The following is a 19,605-nucleotide window of genomic DNA, read 5'->3' on the forward strand; positions in this document are numbered from 1 at the left end:
TGCGGCCTGGTTTGCGGCGCGGCGACCCGGGGGAGGCTCTGTTCGCGCGAGCTTACTGCTCGAACGCCGCCAGATACTCGGCCCACTGCGGCGCGGTTTCCAGCGCGAGCGCGTTCTTCACGAGATTGATTTCGTCAGCATACTCCGACGGCGAAAAGCCGCCACGCATCAGCTGGAAGCGGCAATACAGCAGGTACGTGTTGACGACGTCGGTCTCGCAGTAATTGCGGATTTCCTCGATGCGCCCTTGCTGGAACGCCTGCCACACCTGGCTGCCGTCCATGCCCATCTTGCCCGGGAAGCCGCACATCCTGGCGAGCGCGTCGAGCGGCGCGTTCGCGCGCGCCTGGTACATCGCGAGCACGTCCATCAGGTCGGTATGGCGCGCGTGGTAGCGGCTGATGTAGTTGTTCCACTTGAAGTCGCGGTCATCCTCGCCCAGATCCCAGAACCGGTAGGCGGGAATGCCGTTGACGAGCGCCCGGTAGTTGAGCACCGGCAGATCGAAACCGCCGCCGTTCCACGACACCAGCTGCGGCGTGTACTTTTCGATCACACGATAGAACGACTGCACGAGCGTCGCCTCGCCGTCCTCGGGCGTGCCGAGCGAGCGCACGCGAAAGCCGTTGTTGTCGCGGAACACGCAGGAAATCGCCGCCACCCGTTGCAGGTGATGCGGCAGAAAATCGCTGCCGGTTTTTTCGCGGCGCGCGGCGAACGCGTGCTCGGCGACTTCGGCGTCGCTCATCGACGCGGGCAAATCTTCAAGGCGGCGGATGCCGGCGACATCGGGAATCGTCTCGATGTCGAAAACAAGAATCGGTGTCATCAGGTCAGAGAACGGCGTCTTTGCGGACACCGTTTGAGGCGAAGAAGCGCTTCAGTCGTACCAGCGCTTCCTGTTGGATCTGGCGCACACGCTCGCGCGTGAGGCCCATTTCGTCGGCCAGTTCCTCGAGCGTGGCGGGCTCGATGTGATTCAGGCCAAAGCGCCGCTCGATCACGTGGCGGTGCTTGTCCGACAAACGCGCGAGCCACGCGCGTGTCAGCGTTTCAAGCTCGCGATGCTGCACCTCGGCGTCAGGCGACTGGCTCTGGTCGTCCGACAGCAGATCGAGCAGGCTGCTCGCCGGGTCGAGATCGAGCGGTGCGTCGAGCGACGCGGTGTGCTCGTTCAGCGCGAGGATGTCGGTGACTTCGTCGGTGGTCTTGCCGGTCAGATAGGCGATGTCGTCGATGCTCGCGTCGCGGCGCTCGGCCGCTTCTCCCGAATTCATCGAGTTCTTTTCCAGATGGCGCTTCGCGCGCAACACCTGGTTGAGCTCACGAATCACATGCACCGGTAGTCGCACGGTGCGCGCCTGGTTCATGATGGCGCGCTCGATGCTCTGGCGGATCCACCACGTTGCGTAAGTCGAAAAACGGAAGCCGCGCGTCGGATCGAACTTTTCGATCGCGTGCATCAGGCCGAGATTGCCCTCCTCGATCAGATCGAGCAGCGGCACGCCGCGATTCAGATAACCCTTGGCAATGCTGACGACCAGCCGCAGATTGCGCTCGATCATCACCTGCCGCGCTTCGAACTCGCCGGCCTTGGCGAGGCGCGAATATTTCTGCTCTTCCTCGACGGTGAGCAGCGGCTTCACGCTGATGCGATTTAGATAATGCTGAATTGTGTCGGCCGTGAGTTCGGCCTGCAGCAGCGCGCGGAAATCGTCGGCGTCGGGCACCGCGTCGCCGCTGCGCGCGTCAGCGCCCTCGCTGTCGTCGAGGCCGCTCTGGCGTTCGTCGAGATCGCGCTCCTCGACGACCTCTTCTTCCACTTCCGAAGCGCCGCTCTCGTCCACTGCGGCGGACGTGACTTCGCTGATCGTCTCAGACTCGGCTTGCGGCGGGCGGCGCTTCGATTTCGGCATGGTCGTATCGCTTATTGCGGCGGCAAATACTTCAGTGGGTCGACTGGTTTACCCTGTCGGCGAACTTCGAAATGCAACATCACACGGTCGGAATCGCTATTGCCCATCTCTGCGATCTTCTGCCCTTTCGTAACCGCGTCCCCCTCTTTTACCATCAAAGCGCGGTTATGTGCATACGCGGTGAGATAAGTTGCATCATGCTTGATGATAATGAGATTGCCGTAACCACGCAGCCCATTTCCGGCATAGACGACGCGACCATCGGCCGACGCTTTGACCGGCTCGCCCGCGGACCCGCCGATATTGACGCCCTTGTTGGTCGAGTCGTTGAACGTGTTGAGCAGCGGACCACGCACCGGCCACGCAAATGCTACGTTGCCTGCAGCGGCGCTGCCGGTATCGGCGCTCGCCGCAGAGGGATTGGCCGGAGGCGCAGCGACCGCGCCATTCGCGGGCGTGCCGTTGGTCGCACCGCCATAGAGCGGCGGCATCGCCGCGCCGACCACGGCCGGCGCGTTGTTGTTCAGCGGTGCGCTTTGCCCCGCGCCCGTGCTGCCGATCGGCGCGGTCGACACGCCCGGCGTGATGGCCGCGGTATTCGCACCCGGCGGCACGACGCGCAGCAGCTGGTCGACTTCGATCTGATTCGGGTTGGTCAGGTTGTTCCACGTCGAGATGTCGCGATAGTTCTGGCCGTTCTCGAGTGCAATGCGATACAGCGTATCGCCCGGCTTCACGCGATAGTAGCCGGGCGGCGGCGGCCCGAGCGGCGCGGCCGGTTGCGCCGCGCCTTGCGCGGTGGCGAGCGTGCCGCCGCCGGAGCGGTCGACGACGGGCGCCTGGTCGAGCCGGGATGCACAGGCCGTCATCAACAGGGACAAGGCGAGCACGCACACGCTGCGCTGGGTTACGGTCAGGGGGGTATTCGGGGTGGTTCTCTGCATCGCGCGCAACATACTCATCGGTGTCAAATCACTCCGGATTTTAAGGGTACAAAGAAAACGCGATCAAGCCGCGACTCGCGCCACTGCGCGGGCCCGAGGCGCTCGACCAGCGTCAGCACCTGGCTGTGTCCTTCCTGCGAGCCGACCGGCGCGACCAGACGTCCGCCGATCGCAAGCTGCTCGAGCAATGCTTGCGGCACGTCGAGCCCGGCCGCCGCGATCACGATCGCGTCGAACGGCGCCGCCGACGGCAAACCGAGCCGCCCGTCGCCGTAATGCAGCCGGATATTCGGAATGCGCAGCGGACGCAGATTCGTCTTCGCGCGCTCGGACAGCGGCTTGATGCGTTCAATCGAATAAACCTCGCGCGCGACCTGGCTCAGCACCGCCGCCTGATAGCCGCAACCGGTGCCAATTTCGAGCACGGTGTTCAGCGCGCGCCCAGCGGCCGCGAGTTCGATCATTCGCGCGACCACCGACGGCTTCGAGATAGTCTGGTGATGACCGATCGGCAGCGCCGCATCTTCGTACGCCTGGGCCGCCAGCCCCGGATCGACGAACATGTGGCGCGGCACCGCCGCCATCGCGTTCAGCACACGCTGATCGCTGACGCCATTGGCTCGCAGGCGTTCGACCATGCGTTCGCGAACCCGTTCCGAGGTCAGCGCGAGGGCGTTGTTCATCGCGCCGCTGCTTGCGCCGCCGAATGCGCCGCTCATTGCTCCGGCTAGCGCGGCGTTCGGCGTGGGTTTCGCGCTTTGCTGCGCTTGCGACTGAAGTGGCGATGGCGTCGCGCGTGCGCCGTGTCCAGTCGCATGCGACGCGGTTTTGCCTGGCTTGACCGACGACTTCGGTGCTTGCTTGACAGGCTGCCCCGCCAATGCGGCAGCCAACGAGTTCACCGTTGTCTTTGCGACCGGCGCGGCCTGCGGCTTTGGCGGCATCGCACCGCCGGTTCCGGCCGGCATGCCCGACGAAGCGCTTTGCGTCTTCGCCTGGGGAATCACCTGGGGTCGCGGCGCCGGCGTCGCTTGTGCAGCCGCGGAAGCTCTCGCTTGCGCACGCGCGGCCGCGCCGCCCTGGGTCGGTTTAACCGACTGCTGCCGCGCGTTCAGCGCCGCGCTCGCCGCGAGCGCCGCCGCGCGCATCTCACCCGGACGTCCCTCGGGCCGGCGCGGTTCGCGCACCAGGTCCTCGAGACCCAGCGGAAAGCGCTTCGCGCGCTCGCCGGTCATGAAGTGCCGCTCCCGGCGCGCAGCCAGTCGCGCGCCGCGGGCAGCATTTGCGTGTGGGTCAGATCGAGCTGCAGCGGCGTGATCGACACGGCGCCGTTCGCGACTGCATGGAAGTCCGTGCCTTCGCTCGCGTCGCGGGCCTGGCCCGAAGCGCCGATCCAGTAGATCGGTTCACCGCGCGGATTGGTTTGGCGTATCACTGGCTGCGACGGATGACGTTTGCCGAGTCGCGTGATCTGCCAGCCGCGCAGTTCGTCGTACGGCAGGTTAGGAATATTGACGTTCAGCAGCGGATGCCCCGGCAACGGCCGCTCGAGATAATGCGCGACGATTTCGGCGGCTACGCGCGCCGCGTCTTCGAGATGCACCCAGTCCTTGTCGACGAGCGAAAACGCGATGGCCGGCACGCCGAACATGATGCCTTCGGTGGCGGCCGCGACGGTGCCGGAATACAGCGTGTCGTCGCCCATGTTCTGGCCGTTGTTGATACCCGAGACTACGAGGTCCGGTGTATGGTCGAGCATGCCGGTCAGTGCGATGTGCACCGAGTCGGTCGGCGTACCGTTCACGTAGTAGAAACCGTTCGCCGAACGCAGAACGGAGAGCGGCCGCCACAGCGTCAGGGAATTCGACGCGGCGCTGCAGTTCTGTTCGGGAGCCATCACGGTGACGTCGGCGATCGGCTTCAGCGCTTCATAAAGCGCGGCAAGGCCCGGCGCCAGATAACCGTCGTCGTTGCTGAGTAGGATTCGCATCCGCCGATTGTAACCGAGGAAAGATGGCACGCGAACGACACGGTCGGCGTGTCCGCATGGCAGGCACGAGCGTCGCGCGAGCCGGTGTTTTTCCCGCGCGCGGATGCTTGTGTCGAACGCAAAGATGCTGCTTTGCATTGAACGCGCCGCCGTGTGCGCGCGTCGATGAATCGGCATCCGGTGCGTGTTTCGCTGTGCGATGCAATACGGTTTGCGCGACCACGCACGTGCACCGCATCAAAAGCGCGCTGCACGCTCTAACCTGCCGCGCAATAAATCGCACGGTCGTGCGCTTTGCTTTACACTCGAAAACGTTGCGAACCCTGAACGATACGGAGACACGATGCGCGCGATTCGCTGCAAGCAATATGGGCCGCCCGAAAGCCTGGCCGTCGACGACCTGCCGGATCTCGAACCGCCTCCCGGCCACGTGGTGATCGACGTGAAGGCCGCGGCCGTCAATTTTCCCGACGTGCTGATCATCGAGAACAAATACCAGTTCAAGCCGCCGCTGCCGTTCACGCCGGGCTCGGAGGCAGCGGGCATCGTGCGCGCGGTGGGCGAAGGCGTCACGCAATTCAGGCCGGGCTCGCGCGTGGCCGCGTTCACCGGCTCCGGCGGCTTCGCCGAGCAGGCGCTTGCCCCCGCCGCGGCCTGCGTGCCGCTCGACGACGAGGTGTCGTTCGAACTCGCGGCCGCGTTCACGCTCGCGTATGGCACCTCGCATCACGCGGTGGTCGATCGCGGCGCGCTACAGCCCGGCGAGACGATGCTCGTGCTCGGTGCGGCCGGCGGCGTCGGCCTTGCGGCGGTCGAAATCGGCAAGGCGCTCGGCGCGCGCGTGATCGCGGCGGCATCGAGCGATGAAAAGCTCGCGACCTGCGTGAAGCACGGCGCGGACGCGACGATCAACTACAGCAGCGAGGATCTGCGCGAACGCATCAAGGCGCTGACCGACGGCCAAGGTCCGGACGTGATCTACGACCCGGTCGGCGGCATGTATGCGGAGCCGGCGTTTCGCAGCATCGGCTGGAGGGGGCGTTATCTGGTGGTCGGCTTTGCCAACGGCGAGATCCCGATGCTGCCGCTGAACCTGATGTTGCTCAAGGGCGCGAGCGTGGTCGGCGTGTTCTGGGGCGACTTCGCCAGGCGTGAGCCGCAGCGCAATCGCGCGGCCTTCGAACAGATGACCGGCTGGATTCGCGAAGGCAAGCTCAAGCCCTACGTGTCCGCCCGCTATTCGCTCGACGACACCGGCCGCGCGTTGCGCGACATGGCCGAGCGCCGTGTGATCGGCAAGGTGGTGATCACGCCGTAGCGCAACCAGTCAAGCAGCATCAAAAACGGCGCGGCGCCCGAATGCGATTTCGGGCGCCGCGCCGCGTGCGATCAACTCTTACAGCTTCTCCGTCTCTCCGCTGCGCGGCTGCCACTTCATCAGGCGCCGCTCCGCCATTCCGACGATCGCATCGAGAACCAGCGCGAATGCGGTCAACACCAGAATCCCCGCGAACACGGTATTGATGTCGAAGGTGCCTTCGGCCTGCAGGATCAGATAGCCGACACCGCGCGCCGAGCCCAGATACTCGCCCACCACCGAGCCGACGAACGCGAGCCCCACCGACGTATGCAGGCTCGAAAACACCCAGCTCATCGCGCTCGGCAGATAGACGAAACGCAGCAGCTGTTTGCGGTTCGCGCCGAGCATGCGCGCGTTCGCGAGCACGACCGGGCTCACTTCCTTCACGCCCTGATAGACGTTGAAGAACACGATGAAGAACACCAGCGTGACGCCGAGCGCGACCTTAGACCAGATGCCGAGGCCGAACCACACGCCGAAGATCGGCGCGAGTATCACGCGCGGCATCGAGTTCGCAGCCTTCACGTACGGATCGAACAGCGCGCTCGCGGTCGGCGCGAGCGCGAGCCACAGGCCGACGCCGAGCCCGATCGCGGTGCCGAACACGAACGCGAGCACGGTCTCGACGAGCGTTATCCACAGATGCAGATAGATCTCGCCGCCCGTGAACCACTCCCAGATCCGCTGCAGCACTTTCTGCGGCTCGCCGAAGAAGAACGCAGCTTTATTCGGATCGTCGAAATAGAACGGCGGCAACAGCGTCGGGCTCGTCAGCACGTACCACAGCACGAAGCACAGCACGAGCAGCAGCCACTGCCAGATCACCAGATTCGCCCGGCTAGGGCGCAACGTCTTCCACATGACTTGGTTTGCCTTGGACGATTATTGAACACGTCTTCTTTTTTGATGCGCATGCAGGCATGCGCGGCACACTTAAACGGCGGCCAGTTGCTGCTGATATCCCTTGAGCACCTCATCGCGCAGCACACCCCAGATTTGCGCATGCAATTCGACGAAGCGCGGATGCGAGCGGATTTCGGCGACATCGCGCGGCCGCGGCAGATCGATCCGGAACTCGCCGATCGGATGCGTGGCCGGCCCGGCAGACAGTACCACCACGCGATCCGACATCGCGATCGCTTCATCGAGATCGTGCGTGATGAACAGCACTGCCTTGCGCTTCGCGGCCCATAAATCGAGCAGCTCGTTTTCCATCAGCTGCCGCGTTTGAATATCCAGCGCGGAAAACGGCTCATCCATCAGGATGATGTCGGGATCGAGTATCAGCGTCTGCGCCATCGCGACGCGCTTGCGCATGCCGCCGGACAGCTGATGCGGATAGCGGTCGCCGAAGCCGCCGAGACCGACGCGCTTCAACCACTCTTCGGCCTTCGCGCGCGCGTCCGAAGCCGGCACGCCGTGAAACGACAGGCCGGCCATCACGTTGTCGAGCGCCGAGCGCCACGGCATCAGCGCATCGGCCTGGAACATGTAGCCCGCGCGGCGATTCAGACCACTGAGCTTCTCGCCGAACACGCTGACTCCACCGGTCGACGGCTGTAGCAGCCCTGCGCCGATGTTCAGCAGCGTGGACTTGCCGCAGCCAGTCGGGCCGACCACCGACACGAACTCGCCCGGCTCGATACGCAGCGTCGTGTCCTTGACCGCCGTGTAGCGCTGCGCGCGGTTGTCGCGCGCAGCGAACGTGCAGGTGATGTTTTCGAGCGCCAGGGCAGCAACGGTCATCGTTTGGCTCGCTTCGGGGATCGGGTTTGCGGGGAGTTGTCGCGGCGTGACGCTGCGGGCGGCGGACGTGGACGAAGCGAATCGCCCTGTCCACGTCCTTTTCGGTAAGCCTATGCGCGCGCCGCCTGGCTTACGCCTTGACGGTCGTCAGCGCCTTCTTCACGAAGTCGTTGGTCCACGTCTTCGACAGATCGATCTGCGCGTTCTGGATCAACGGATCAAACGCCTTCAGCGTCTTCAGCGACGTCGCGGGACCGTCGGCGGGCATCAGGCCGTCGGGCGACATCGCTTCGCGCACGTGTGCCCACGCGTCGAGATAGAGCGCGCGGTCGCCGAGCAGATAGCTCTCCGGCACCGTGTTGATCAGCTCGCTGCCGCTCGCGTTCTGCAGCCACTTGAGCGCGCGCACCATCGCATTGGTCAATGCCTGCGTGGTGTTCGGGTTCTTCGTGATGAACGACTGCGACGCGTACAGGCAGCCCGCCGGCATGTCGCCGCCGAACACCGTGTGCGTATCGGCGAGCGTGCGCGTATCCGACACGACGCGCACGTCGCCGGCGCGCTCGAGGCGCGTGACGACCGGATCGAGATTGGCGATCGCGTCGATCTGCCCGGACTGCAGCGCGGCGATCGCACCGGCACCCGCGCCCACGCCGATGAACGCGACGTCCTTCGGACTGAGCCCCGCTTTGGCGAGCACGAAGCTCGCCATGATCGAGGTCGACGAACCCGGCGCGGTCACGCCGATCTTCTTGCCCTTCAGATCCGCGATCGACTTGAAGTTAGGCATCGTTTTCTTCGATACCGCGAGCACGATCTGCGGCGCGCGGCCTTGCAGCACGAATTCACGGAACATCTGCTTTTGCGCCTGCAACAGCAGCGTGTGTTCGAACGCGCCGGAGACCACGTCCGCGCTACCGCCGACCGCCGCCTTCAACGCCTGCGAGCCGCCCGCGAAGTCGGAAATCTCGACTTCGAGCCCTTCGTCCTTAAAGTAGTTGCGGCGCTCGGCGATGGTCAGCGGCAGGTAGTAGAACAGGTTCTTGCCGCCGACCGCGATGGCAACCTTGGTGGTCTCCGGTTTGCCCTGCGCGAATGCGAACGGTGTGGCCGCGAGCGAGGCGCCCGCGAGCGCCGCACCGCCGGCGAGGAAGGTTCTGCGTTGCATGGTCCGTTGTCTCCAGATTTTTTGTAGTCCGGCTTTTGTCCGCTCGGGTGCGCGCCGTTGCGCACGCGCCTGGGCGCGGTGTGTGGCTTACCGGTCGCGCAGCGCGAGTCGTGCTTCAGCGCCGCGCTTTTCGCGCTCTTCCCTATGCGTTGCGCCGTGCGGATCAGACGATCTGTTGCGCCCGCAACCTCGCGATGCCGTCAGCATCATAACCTAGCGATTGCAGGACTTCATCGGTATGTTCACCCAGTTCCGGCCCCAGCCAGCGGGTCTCGCCGGGCGTCGCCGACAGCTTCGGCGTGACCGTGGGCAGCGCGATTTCCTTGCCGTCCTGCCACTTGAAGCGCTGGATCATCTGACGCGCGATGAACTGCGGATCGGTGAACATATCGGCGACGCTGTAGATGCGGCCCACCGGTACATCGGCCGCGTTCAGCACCGCGAGCGCTTCTTCGATCGTGCGCGTGGACAGCCAGGCGGCGATCGCGGCGTCGATTTCCTGGGTGCGCGGCACGCGGCCGTCGTTATGCGCGAGCGCCGGATCGTTGGCGAGATCGTCGCGTTCGATCGCGAACATCAGGCGCCTGAAGATCGGATCGCTATTGCCGCCGATCACGATGCTGCCGTCGCGGCACGGATAGGTATTGGACGGCACGATGCCCGGCAGCGACGCGCCGGTGCGCTCGCGCACCATGCCGTAGACGCCGTACTCGGGCACCACGCTTTCCATCATGTTGAAGACGGCCTCGTACAGCGCGACGTCGACGACCTGCCCCTTGCCGCCGTTCACCTGCTTGTGATGCAGCGCCATCAGCGCGCCGATCACCCCGTGCAGCGCGGCGATCGAATCGCCGATCGAAATGCCGATACGCGGCGGCGGCAGATCCGGATAGCCGGTGATATGGCGCAGACCGCCCATCGACTCGGCGATCGCGCCGAAGCCGGGGCGGTCGCGATACGGGCCCGTCTGGCCGTAGCCCGACAGACGCACCATCACGAGGCCGGGGTTTTCGGCGGACAGCACGTCGTAGCCGAGTCCGAGCTTTTCGAGCAGACCGGGCCGGAAATTCTCGACGACGATATCGGCCTCTTTCGCGAGGCGCCGCACGATCCGCTTGCCCTCTTCGGCTTTCAGGTTGATCGTGACGGATTTCTTGTTGCGCGCCTGCACGGCCCACCACAGCGACGTTCCGCCGACTTCCGGATACAGCTTGCGCCATTTGCGCAGCGGGTCGCCGCCTTTGGGGTCTTCGATCTTGATCACGTCGGCACCGAATTCGCCTAGAAAACGGGCGGCGAACGGCCCGGCGATCAGCGTGCCGAGTTCCAGCACCTTGACGCCGGCGAGCGGACCGCGCGCGTCATGCGTTGCCGCACTCGCGGCTGATTCGGGGGTGGCGCTCATGAGTCTCCTTTGTCGACCGGAGTTAGCGCTTTAGCGCTTACTCCGGTCCCATGCAAAGCTGTCGATCGGAGTTAGCGCTTTAGCGCTTACTCCGATCCCATGCAAAGCTGTCGATCGGAGTTAGCGCTTTAGCGCCTACTCCGGTCCCATGCAAAGCTGTCGATCGGAGTTAGCGCTTTAGCGCCTACTCCGATCCCATGCAAAGTTGTCGGCCAGAGTTGGCGCAAAGCACTTACCCTGGTCCCCTGCAAGTTGGTTGCTTTGTTCTACATCGTCATGCGCACGGTCTGCGCCGCTTGCGACGACGCGTGCCTTGACGGTACCGCGGCGGCCAACGGCAGCCGCGTGGCTACATCGAACGACGGTCGAGCATCGCGCGCGCGATCGTGCCCGCGTCGACATACTCGAGCTCGCCGCCCACCGGCACGCCGCGCGCGAGACGCGTGACGGCAAGGCCGCGCGCCTTCAGCGTCTGCCCGAGGTAATGCGCGGTGGCCTCGCCTTCGTTGGTGAAGTTGGTGGCCAGCACGACTTCCTTGACGACGCCATCCGACGCGCGCTTTACCAGCCGGTCGAAATGGATTTCCTTCGGGCCGATGCCGTCGAGCGGACTCAACCGCCCCATCAGCACGAAATAGAGGCCGCGATAGGTCATCGTCTGTTCGAGCATGATCTGGTCGGCCGGCGTTTCGACTACGCACAGCAACGACGGATCGCGCTCCTCATCCAGGCAGACCTCGCAGATCTGCGCTTCGGTAAACGTGTTGCACTTTTCGCAGTGACGCAGATGCTCGGTCGCGAACAGTAGCGAGCGGCCGAGCTTTTCGGCGCCTTCGCGGTCGTGCTGCATCAGGTGATACGCCATGCGTTGCGCGGACTTCGGCCCGACACCGGGCAGCGCGCGCAGCGCTTCGACGAGCGCCGACAAGGCGGAAGGTTGTTTCATGCGGATCGGCGTCGACGTGGGTGTGGTGCCCGGGTGGGCGAATTGGGATGCGGGGTGATGCTCGAAACCGGCCGCGCTTTCGCGCCATGATCGCGCTTTCACACGCGGCCGTGGTTTCGATTTTTCCGGCCTGCGCGCGGCGCGCGCCGGCGAGCGTTTGCTTTCGCACCGCGGCAACCAACCGCTGCGACGCTCACCCGCTTTAGCCCGCTCCCAGCCAGGAGCAGGTTCAGAACGGCAGCTTGAAGCCCGGCGGCAGCGGCAGGCCGGCGGTCATGCCGCCCATCTTTTCCTGCGCGGTCGCCTCGGCCTTGCGCACGGCGTCGTTGAACGCGGCGGCGACCAGATCTTCCAGCATGTCCTTGTCGTCGGCGAGCAGGCTCGGGTCGATCGACACGCGGCGCACGTCGTTCTTGCAGGTCATCGTCACCTTGACGAGACCGGCACCCGACTGCCCCTCGACTTCGATCAGCGCGAGTTGCTCCTGCATCTTCTTCATGTTTTCCTGCATCTGCTGGGCTTGCTTCATCAGCCCGGCGAGTTGGCCTTTCATCATGGACGTGCTCCTTCTAGATAGCGTGGAATCTGACATTCCGGCGCCGCGCTCCGACGACGCCGCGAACGATGGATCAGTGGGCCGGCGACGCGCCGTTCGGGGCGGCGTCCGGGGTAATCGGGCGGATCGAGCCCGGCACGATGCTCGCACCGAACTCGCGAATCAGCGACTGCACGAACGGATCGGCGCTGATCTCGCGCTCGGCTTCCTGCTGGCGCTGCGCGCGCAGCTTCGCGTCGTGTGCGGCAGCGGTACGGCGCGCCGCGCCGACTTCGACCTGCACGTCGACGTTCTGGCCGAGCCGCTCGACCAGCGCTGCCTTCAGTTTAGCGACCTGCGACGCTTCCGCGTATTGCGGCACCGGTACGTTGAGCTTCAGCGTGCCGCCTTCGAGCGCCATCAGTTCGCTGTTGAACGCAAGCTGGTACGAGATGCCCTTCAGCGGCAGATCGACGGCGAGCGCGGGCCAGTCGCCGGTGAAACCGAGCGGATCGAGCGGCACCGCGGGTGGCAGCGGGCGCGTATCGACGACCGGCGCCGGCGCGGCGGCCTGTCCGGCCGGGGCGTCCATGCGGACGTCGTCGGGGCCGTGGTCGAACACCGGCACGAAGTTCTCGTCTGGCGGAATGAAGTAGGCGTCGTCCGCGGCCGATAGCGGCATGTAGTCGTCGGGCGGCATGTCGTCCCATGGTGGGATCGACGGGCTGTTCTGTTGCGCGTTGCCGCTGGCGCCGCTGTTTGCATTGCGAGCGGGCGCAGCCTGCGCGGCGGTGTCCTGCGACGCCTGGCGCGGCGCACCGGGCGTCGGCACTGGAACGACCACACGCGGCGCGGCCGGCTTCGGCGTGGCGGGCGCGGCGGGCTTCGCGGCCGCCGGCGTATTAGCGCGGCCACGGTCGGACGATACTTTCATGCCGGCGTTGCGCAACACGTCGAGCGCGGCGCGAGCGCCGCCCGCGCGACGCGGCGCGGAGTCGTCGGCTGCGGCGGGTGCCGCCGGTGAAGCGCGCGCCGCCAATTCCTGCCGGGCTTCCGGTTCCGGTGACGTCGCCTCTTCCGCGCGAGCAAGCGCGGCAGTTGCAAACGCGCTCGGTGCGGATGAAGGTTCGATGTCGGAAACTTCGTTCGAGACGGGCGCGCTCGACGGGGCGATCGTGGCGCCGGCATCCGCTGGCGCGTCGTCCCACGGCGCCAAAGGGCGGGCCGCCGCAACGGCTGCAGCAGGCGCGCCGGCAGCTTGGGCTTCAACCGATTGCGGCGCTGCTTCAGCTTGAGCGGCGTCGGCTGCGGGCTTCGCGATCGGCTTTGCAACGGACGCGGTGGCTTTCATCGGATCGCCCTGCTCCTCGCCAGCAACGTCAACCTGAGGTCCACGAGCCGGGGCAGCGGCTGCCATGGCCATCGCGGACGAAGGCGACAATGCGCGCAGCGCCGCGACCGTTGGTACGCCAGAACGCTTCGCACCGGCGCCCGCGCCGGGCGCAGCGGTTTGCGTACCAGCGGCTCCCGTCGCGCCGCCACCGCCGCCTGTCGGCGCCGGCTCGAACGCGAGCATGCGCAGCAGCGTCATCGTGAAGCCCGCGTATTCGTCGGGTGCGAGGCCCAGTTCGCTTCGGCCGATCGTCGCGATCTGATAGAACAGTTGCACCTGCTCGGCGCTCAACGCGTCGGCGAAGCGGCGCAGATCGGCGGCCTCCGGCCATTCGTCGAGCACCGACGAAGGCGCGAACTGCGCCCACGCGATCCGATGCAGCAGGCTCGCCAGATCCTGCAGCGCCGTCGAAAACGACAGGCTGCGCAAGGCCATCTCGTCGGCGACCGCTAGCACGGCCGCGCCGTCGCCCTGCGCGAGCGCGTCGAGCAGGCGGATCAGATAGCTTTGGTCGAGCGCGCCGAGCATGCCGCGCACCGCGTCTTCGCTGACCTGGTTCGCCGAATAGGCGATCGCCTGATCGGTCAGCGATAGCGCGTCGCGCATCGAACCGTCGGCCGCGCGCGCGAGCAGGCGCAACGCCTGCTCCTCGTGCGGCACATTCTCTTCGCCCAGAATGCGTTCGAGATGCGACACGATGTGACCGGCCGGCATCTGCTTCAGATTGAACTGCAGACAGCGCGACAACACGGTGACCGGAATCTTCTGCGGGTCGGTGGTCGCAAGAATGAACTTGACGTGCGACGGCGGCTCTTCGAGCGTCTTCAGCATTGCGTTGAACGCGTGGTTCGTCAGCATGTGCACTTCGTCGATCATATAGACCTTGAAGCGCGCATCGACGGGCGCGTACACCGCGCGCTCGAGCAGCGCGGCCATTTCATCGACGCCGCGATTACTCGCCGCGTCCATCTCGACGTAATCGACAAAGCGCCCTTCGTCGATCTCCCGACACGCACGGCACACGCCGCACGGTGTCGACGTCACGCCGGTCTCGCAATTGAGCGCCTTCGCGAAGATGCGCGACAGCGTGGTTTTGCCGACGCCGCGCGTACCTGTAAACAAATAGGCATGATGCAGACGGCCGCCGTCGAGCGCATGGGTGAGCGCGCGCACCACGTGCTCCTGTCCGACGAGCGAAGCGAAATCCTTCGGCCGCCATTTGCGTGCGAGAACTTGATAGGTCATCCGGAAATTGTATCAGTAACAATGGCGCGCAAAACCGATTCGGAACGGCCCTCGAACGCGCGACACGACCACGACGACGCTCCGTCCGAACACGGCGAACGATCAATACGGAAGCTGGGAATGACTGTGGAGATTCTGCGGAGAATCCGTGAAAACGGCCGCGGAGAAAAAAGCAAAGGAAGGTGACGAGCCCGACCCTCGGCACTGGTGGAAAACGGCTGTGGCTGCTTCGTTCCCGACCTGACCAGGTTGACCATCCCTCCATGCGAGGAGGCCCGTCACGAAAGATTCTATCATTGCCGCGCGCGTTGTGCGACTGTTGATACGAACAAAACGCGAACGACGCGTCGCTTCGAACGGCCTCACACTGTTTGCGTCCGCATCATGCACGCCGCCCGACGACCTCCCGGCCACCTCGGCGACGGGCCGCCACGCACGTCCCTTGAGTTCGCCGCGCCCGCCACCATTTAGATTGCAACGCGGTATCAGTGAGCCGCAGAAACCGGCCGACGCAGCAGCGGCGGCCCATTAGCCCCACTGCCCTAATGAGTACTATCGCCATCGGCAACGCATAGCGAATTAAGCTACACTGCCAGTTGAAAGACCCGCATACGCGACTCTTTCCGCGCATTCCGTGAAAATCCGGCGTTTTTTCAGACGGTTTTTCTGATTTTCACAGGCATGCGCGGCTAGTCTCCGGATGCGGCAAAGCGAACGGAAAATTTCCCGGTTTTTGACGTATCGTGGCGAGCAATTCAGGCGGGCCTCGAACCGATAGAGGTATTCATAAATGAGCGAACAAATCAAGCATATTAGCGACGCATCGTTCGAACAGGACGTCGTGAAATCCGATAAACCCGTGCTGCTCGATTTCTGGGCGGAATGGTGCGGTCCGTGCAAGATGATCGCGCCGATCCTCGACGAAGTCGCGAAGGATTACGCCGATCGCCTGCAAGTCGCGAAGATCAATGTCGACGAGCACCAGTCCACGCCGGTCAAGTTCGGCGTGCGCGGGATCCCCACGCTGATCCTGTTCAAGAACGGCGCTGTTGCCGCTCAGAAGGTGGGCGCCCTGTCGAAGTCGCAACTCACCGCGTTCCTCGACGGCAACCTGTAAAGCAGCAGCACGTCTCGGCGCTCGCGCGTTCATCGCGCGCTGCGAGCAGTTGAGAATCGGGCGCATCGGTGGAGCAAGCCGCCGCGCCCTTCAGTCGAGCGTGTTGTCAGCTGGCAACACGCTTTACGACAAAGATGCCACTCCGCCGCACTGGCGGAAACTGGCGTGTGCTATGCTAGAATCCACAAAACGTCGAAAAGACGTGTAAGTCTTTGAGCGGTTCCGCTCACCCTCCTCCCAGATTTCATTTCGTCGCACCTTCTCCTGCGGGTTCTCCGTATGCATTTATCCGAGCTTAAGACTCTGCACGTGTCCCAATTGATCGAGATGGCCAATGGCCTCGAGATCGAAAGCGCGAACCGCCTGCGCAAGCAGGAACTGATGTTCGCCATTCTAAAAAAACGAGCCAAAGCGGGCGACACGATCTTCGGCGACGGCACCCTCGAAGTGCTGCCGGACGGTTTCGGCTTCCTGCGTTCGCCGGAAACCTCCTACCTCGCCAGCACGGATGACATCTACATCAGCCCGTCGCAAATCCGCCGCTTCAATCTGCATACGGGCGACACGATCGAAGGCGAAGTGCGCACGCCCAAAGACGGCGAGCGCTATTTCGCGCTGGTGAAGGTGGACAAGGTCAACGGCCAGCCGCCGGAGGCCTCGAAGCACAAGATCATGTTCGAAAACCTGACGCCGCTGCACCCGAACAAGGTGCTGCTGCTCGAACGTGAAATGCGCGGCGAAGAGAACGTGACGGGCCGCATCATCGACATGATCGCGCCGATCGGCAAGGGCCAGCGCGGCCTGCTCGTCGCGTCGCCGAAGTCGGGCAAGACCGTGATGCTTCAGCACATCGCGCACGCGATCAAGCAGAACCACCCCGATGTCGTGCTGTTCGTGCTGCTGATCGACGAGCGCCCGGAAGAAGTGACGGAAATGCAGCGTTCGGTGGCCGGCGAAGTGATCGCCTCCACGTTCGACGAACCCGCCGCGCGTCACGTGCAGGTCGCCGAAATGGTGATCGAGAAGGCCAAGCGCCTCGTCGAAATGAAGAACGACGTCGTGATTCTGCTCGACTCGATCACGCGTCTCGCGCGCGCTTACAACACGGTGGTGCCGGCTTCGGGCAAGGTGCTGACGGGCGGTGTCGACGCGAATGCGCTGCAGCGACCGAAGCGCTTTTTCGGCGCGGCGCGCAACATCGAGGAAGGCGGATCGCTGACCATCATCGGCACGGCGCTGATCGAAACCGGCAGCCGCATGGACGACGTGATCTACGAAGAGTTCAAGGGCACCGGCAATATGGAAGTGCACCTCGAGCGCCGTCTTGCCGAGAAGCGCGTCTACCCGTCGATCAACCTGAACAAGTCGGGCACGCGCCGCGAAGAGTTGCTGATCAAGCCCGAAGTGCTGCAGAAGATCTGGGTGCTGCGCAAGTTCATTCACGACATGGACGAAGTCGAGTCGATGGAATTCCTGCTCGACAAGATCCGCCAGACGAAGAGCAACTCCGAGTTCTTCGACATGATGCGTCGTGGTGGCGGCAGCTAACGCCCGACCTTCGTGCTGGCTGAAGTAGCCGGCTACGGCAACGCATGAAAAACCGCTCGCAAATCGCGAGCGGTTTTTTTTCGCCCGTCGTCAGCTCATGCAATGCGCCCTCAACATGTACGTGAACGTTCACGTTGCAGTACAATGCCGACACACTGCCCTCCCCGTCACCACCATGCCGAAGGACTCCCCCGCGCTATTGACCGTGCGCGACGCCGCCGAACGTCTCGGCGTCACGCCGCGCACGCTGAAGTACTACGAGGAACGCGGCCTCGTATCGCCGACTCGCAGCGAAGGCCGCTACCGCCTGTACGACGAGGAAGACCTGAAGCGCTTCGCGCGCATTCTGCGTTTGCGCTCGCTCGGTTTCTCGCTGCACAGCATCACCGAAATGCTGAAGCGGCCGCTCGAACCGGTCGAAGGCGGTCATCGCTTCTCGACGGAATCGCTGCAGCAGATTCGCGATGCGATCGCCCACCAGGTCGAAGCGCTCGACGCCCGCATCGAAGCGGTGCGCCGCGAACTGAAGGAAGCCCAGGCCCTGCGCGCCGAGTTGGCCCCCGATCTCGACTACCTCGAGCGGCGCCTCGCCGGCGAAAACGCCGATCAGCTGCTCGAACAGCGTCGTCACGCGCAGGCCAAAGCGGCCGGGGCCGCTGAAAATCCCGGAACTGCGCCCGGCAAACGTACAGGCAAATCGCGCACCGGTACACCGTCCAGGTCGTCATGAGCCTCACCTCGTCCCGCGCCGCGAGGTTCGGCGTCGACAAATTGCCCGGCGATTTTTTCCCGTGGGTGCTCGCGGTCGTCACCGGTCTCGACTATTTCGACAACGCGATCTTCTCGTTTTTCGCCAGCTATATCGCCGGTGGTATCAATGCATCGCCAGATGAACTCGTGTGGGCGTCGAGCGCCTACGCAGTCGCCGCGGTGCTCGGCATCCTGCAGCAGGAATGGTGGGTCGAGCGCTTCGGCTACCGGCGCTACGTGGCCGGCTGCATGCTGCTCTATTCGGCGGGCGCGGCCGCCGCGGCGCTCAGCGAGTCGTCGATCGAGCTCGCGTTCGCGCGCGGCTTTCAGGGCTACTTCATCGGCCCGATGATGGGCACCTGCCGCATCCTGATCCAGATGAGCTTCACGCCGCAGCAGCGGCCCGCGGCCACGCGCGCGTTCTTGCTGCTGATCGTGCTCGCGAGCGCGCTTGCGCCGCTCGTCGGCGGACAACTGGTCGCGCATTTCGACTGGCGCGCATTGTTCGCATGCACGGTGCCGGCTGGCGTGCTGTTCGCCATGCTCGCGTTGCTCGCGCTGCCCGACGCGGGCAACCGCCTGCCCGAGGAACGCGGCTCCGCCCATTTCTGGCCGTATCTGATCTTCGCGTTCGCGCAGGGCGCGCTGCAGATCGTGATGCAGCAGGTGCGCTTCCAGCTGTTCAGCACGTCGCCGGCGTTGATCCTGCTGGCGGTCGCCGGCATCACGGCGCTCGGCTGGTTCGTGTATCACCAGTGGCATCACCCGGCGCCGCTCGTGCGCCTGCATGCACTGCGCGAAAAGGTCTTTCAGGTCGGCATCGTGCTGTACATGTTCTATTACTACATGTCGACGGTGTTCAGTTATCTGATTTCGCGCTTCCTCGAAGGCGGCCTCGGCTATCCGGTCGAGAACACCGGGCGGCTCGTCGGCGTCACGTCGCTGATTTCGGCGAGTGCGCTGTTCGTTTATCTACGTTATGCGAAGCTGCTGCCGCGCAAGAAGTGGATCATCGTGCCGGGCTTCGCCGTGGCCGCGTTCGCCGCCGTATGGATGACGCGCATGTCGCCCGACGTCGGCGAGGCGGCACTCGTCGTGCCGCTTCTGCTGCGCGGCCTGCTGTTGCTCTTCATCGTGCTGCCGGTCGCGAATCTGACGTTCCGCATCTTCGCGATCGAGGAGTTCACGCACGGCTACCGGTTGAAAAACATCGTGCGGCAATTGACGATCTCCTTCGCGACTGCCTCGGTGATCATCATCGAGCAGCATCGGCTTGCACTGCATCAAAGTCGCCTCGCGGAGTCCGTGAATCCGTACAATCCGGTCTACCAGAACACGCTCGCGACACTGACTCGCGGCTTCGCCGCCGCTGGCCATGCGGCGAGCGAGGCGCATGCGCTCGCGATCGCGTCGATCGGCCGGTCGGTCGCGCAGCAGGCCAGTTTCCTCGCGTCGCTCGACGGCTTCTATTTTCTGATCGGCGTCGCGATATGCGGCGGCCTGTTCGCCGCGTGGCAAAAACAGATCGACTGAAGGTGGGCT

General features: G+C 64.6%; 17 protein-coding genes and 1 other RNA gene. 5 read left to right on the forward strand and 13 right to left on the reverse strand.

Features of this window, described 5'->3' with window-relative positions:
* Nucleotides 1–52: 52 nt before the first annotated feature.
* The 5 genes from L0U84_RS10875 to surE are packed head-to-tail and all read right to left on the reverse strand — an operon-like array spanning nt 53 to nt 4,850.
* Nucleotides 53–829, reverse strand: coding sequence for a 3'-5' exonuclease (locus L0U84_RS10875; protein ID WP_233849803.1), 777 nt, complete (start codon nt 827–829; stop codon nt 53–55).
* 4 nt (nt 830–833) lie between these two features.
* Complete coding sequence (gene rpoS, locus L0U84_RS10880; RefSeq protein ID WP_233849804.1) at nt 834–1,916, reverse strand: RNA polymerase sigma factor RpoS; 1,083 nt, start codon at nt 1,914–1,916, stop codon at nt 834–836.
* Nucleotides 1,917–1,927: 11 nt separating this feature from the next.
* The gene (locus tag L0U84_RS10885) at nt 1,928–2,878 is read right to left on the reverse strand and encodes a peptidoglycan DD-metalloendopeptidase family protein (RefSeq protein ID WP_129957351.1); all 951 of its coding nucleotides are present in this window, start codon (nt 2,876–2,878) and stop codon (nt 1,928–1,930) included.
* Between the two features lie 5 nt (nt 2,879–2,883).
* Nucleotides 2,884–4,095, reverse strand: coding sequence for a protein-L-isoaspartate(D-aspartate) O-methyltransferase (locus L0U84_RS10890; protein ID WP_233849806.1), 1,212 nt, complete (start codon nt 4,093–4,095; stop codon nt 2,884–2,886).
* Nucleotides 4,092–4,850 (reverse strand): 5'/3'-nucleotidase SurE, encoded by a 759-nt coding sequence (gene surE / locus L0U84_RS10895; RefSeq protein ID WP_233849808.1) that lies wholly within the window; start codon nt 4,848–4,850, stop codon nt 4,092–4,094. The genes L0U84_RS10890 and surE overlap by 4 nt, the downstream gene beginning before the upstream one ends.
* A 343-nt stretch (nt 4,851–5,193) precedes the next feature.
* Here surE and L0U84_RS10900 point away from each other — a divergent pair, with 343 nt between their 5' ends.
* Nucleotides 5,194–6,168, forward strand: coding sequence for an NADPH:quinone oxidoreductase family protein (locus L0U84_RS10900; protein ID WP_233849809.1), 975 nt, complete (start codon nt 5,194–5,196; stop codon nt 6,166–6,168).
* Between the two features lie 78 nt (nt 6,169–6,246).
* Here L0U84_RS10900 and L0U84_RS10905 read toward each other — a convergent pair whose 3' ends face one another.
* The 8 genes from L0U84_RS10905 to ffs form a co-directional block, all read right to left on the reverse strand.
* Entirely contained in the window at nt 6,247–7,071 is an 825-nt protein-coding gene (locus L0U84_RS10905) for an ABC transporter permease (RefSeq protein ID WP_129957355.1), read from the reverse strand.
* A gap of 72 nt (nt 7,072–7,143) precedes the next feature.
* On the reverse strand, nt 7,144–7,956 hold the full coding sequence (locus L0U84_RS10910) for an ABC transporter ATP-binding protein (RefSeq protein WP_233849810.1): 813 nt from the start codon (nt 7,954–7,956) through the stop codon (nt 7,144–7,146).
* A 130-nt stretch (nt 7,957–8,086) separates the two neighbouring features.
* Entirely contained in the window at nt 8,087–9,124 is a 1,038-nt protein-coding gene (locus L0U84_RS10915; protein ID WP_129957357.1) for an ABC transporter substrate-binding protein, read from the reverse strand.
* A 163-nt stretch (nt 9,125–9,287) separates the two neighbouring features.
* On the reverse strand, nt 9,288–10,529 hold the full coding sequence (locus L0U84_RS10920) for a CaiB/BaiF CoA transferase family protein (protein ID WP_233849811.1): 1,242 nt from the start codon (nt 10,527–10,529) through the stop codon (nt 9,288–9,290).
* Nucleotides 10,530–10,878: 349 nt separating this feature from the next.
* Nucleotides 10,879–11,475, reverse strand: coding sequence for a recombination mediator RecR (gene recR, locus L0U84_RS10925; RefSeq protein WP_018418135.1), 597 nt, complete (start codon nt 11,473–11,475; stop codon nt 10,879–10,881).
* A gap of 229 nt (nt 11,476–11,704) precedes the next feature.
* Nucleotides 11,705–12,031: a YbaB/EbfC family nucleoid-associated protein gene (locus tag L0U84_RS10930; RefSeq protein WP_027197578.1), complete on the reverse strand. Its 327-nt coding sequence runs from the start codon at nt 12,029–12,031 to the stop codon at nt 11,705–11,707.
* Between the two features lie 73 nt (nt 12,032–12,104).
* Complete coding sequence (locus tag L0U84_RS10935; RefSeq protein ID WP_233849812.1) at nt 12,105–14,648, reverse strand: DNA polymerase III subunit gamma/tau; 2,544 nt, start codon at nt 14,646–14,648, stop codon at nt 12,105–12,107.
* A gap of 181 nt (nt 14,649–14,829) precedes the next feature.
* An RNA gene (ffs, locus tag L0U84_RS10940) (signal recognition particle sRNA small type) lies at nt 14,830–14,928 on the reverse strand.
* A 510-nt stretch (nt 14,929–15,438) separates the two neighbouring features.
* On the opposite strand from ffs, the gene trxA reads away from it, so the two are divergent.
* The 4 genes from trxA (at nt 15,439) to L0U84_RS10960 (ending at nt 19,596) form a co-directional block, all read left to right on the forward strand.
* Nucleotides 15,439–15,765 carry a thioredoxin TrxA gene (gene trxA / locus L0U84_RS10945; protein ID WP_013089343.1) on the forward strand — a complete coding sequence of 109 codons (327 nt, stop codon included), beginning with the start codon at nt 15,439–15,441 and terminating at the stop codon, nt 15,763–15,765.
* 279 nt (nt 15,766–16,044) lie between these two features.
* A complete protein-coding gene (gene rho / locus L0U84_RS10950) occupies nt 16,045–17,313 on the forward strand; it encodes a transcription termination factor Rho (protein WP_008921615.1) in 1,269 nt (422 codons plus the stop codon).
* A 175-nt stretch (nt 17,314–17,488) separates the two neighbouring features.
* Nucleotides 17,489–18,043 carry a MerR family transcriptional regulator gene (locus tag L0U84_RS10955; protein ID WP_233849813.1) on the forward strand — a complete coding sequence of 185 codons (555 nt, stop codon included), beginning with the start codon at nt 17,489–17,491 and terminating at the stop codon, nt 18,041–18,043.
* On the forward strand, nt 18,040–19,596 hold the full coding sequence (locus L0U84_RS10960) for an MFS transporter (protein ID WP_233849814.1): 1,557 nt from the start codon (nt 18,040–18,042) through the stop codon (nt 19,594–19,596). Before L0U84_RS10955 ends, L0U84_RS10960 begins: the two co-directional genes overlap by 4 nt.
* The last annotated feature ends 9 nt before the right edge of the window (nt 19,597–19,605 follow it).

It is taken from the genome of Paraburkholderia sp. HD33-4, assembly GCF_021390635.1.
Taxonomy (GTDB): Bacteria; Pseudomonadota; Gammaproteobacteria; order Burkholderiales; family Burkholderiaceae; genus Paraburkholderia.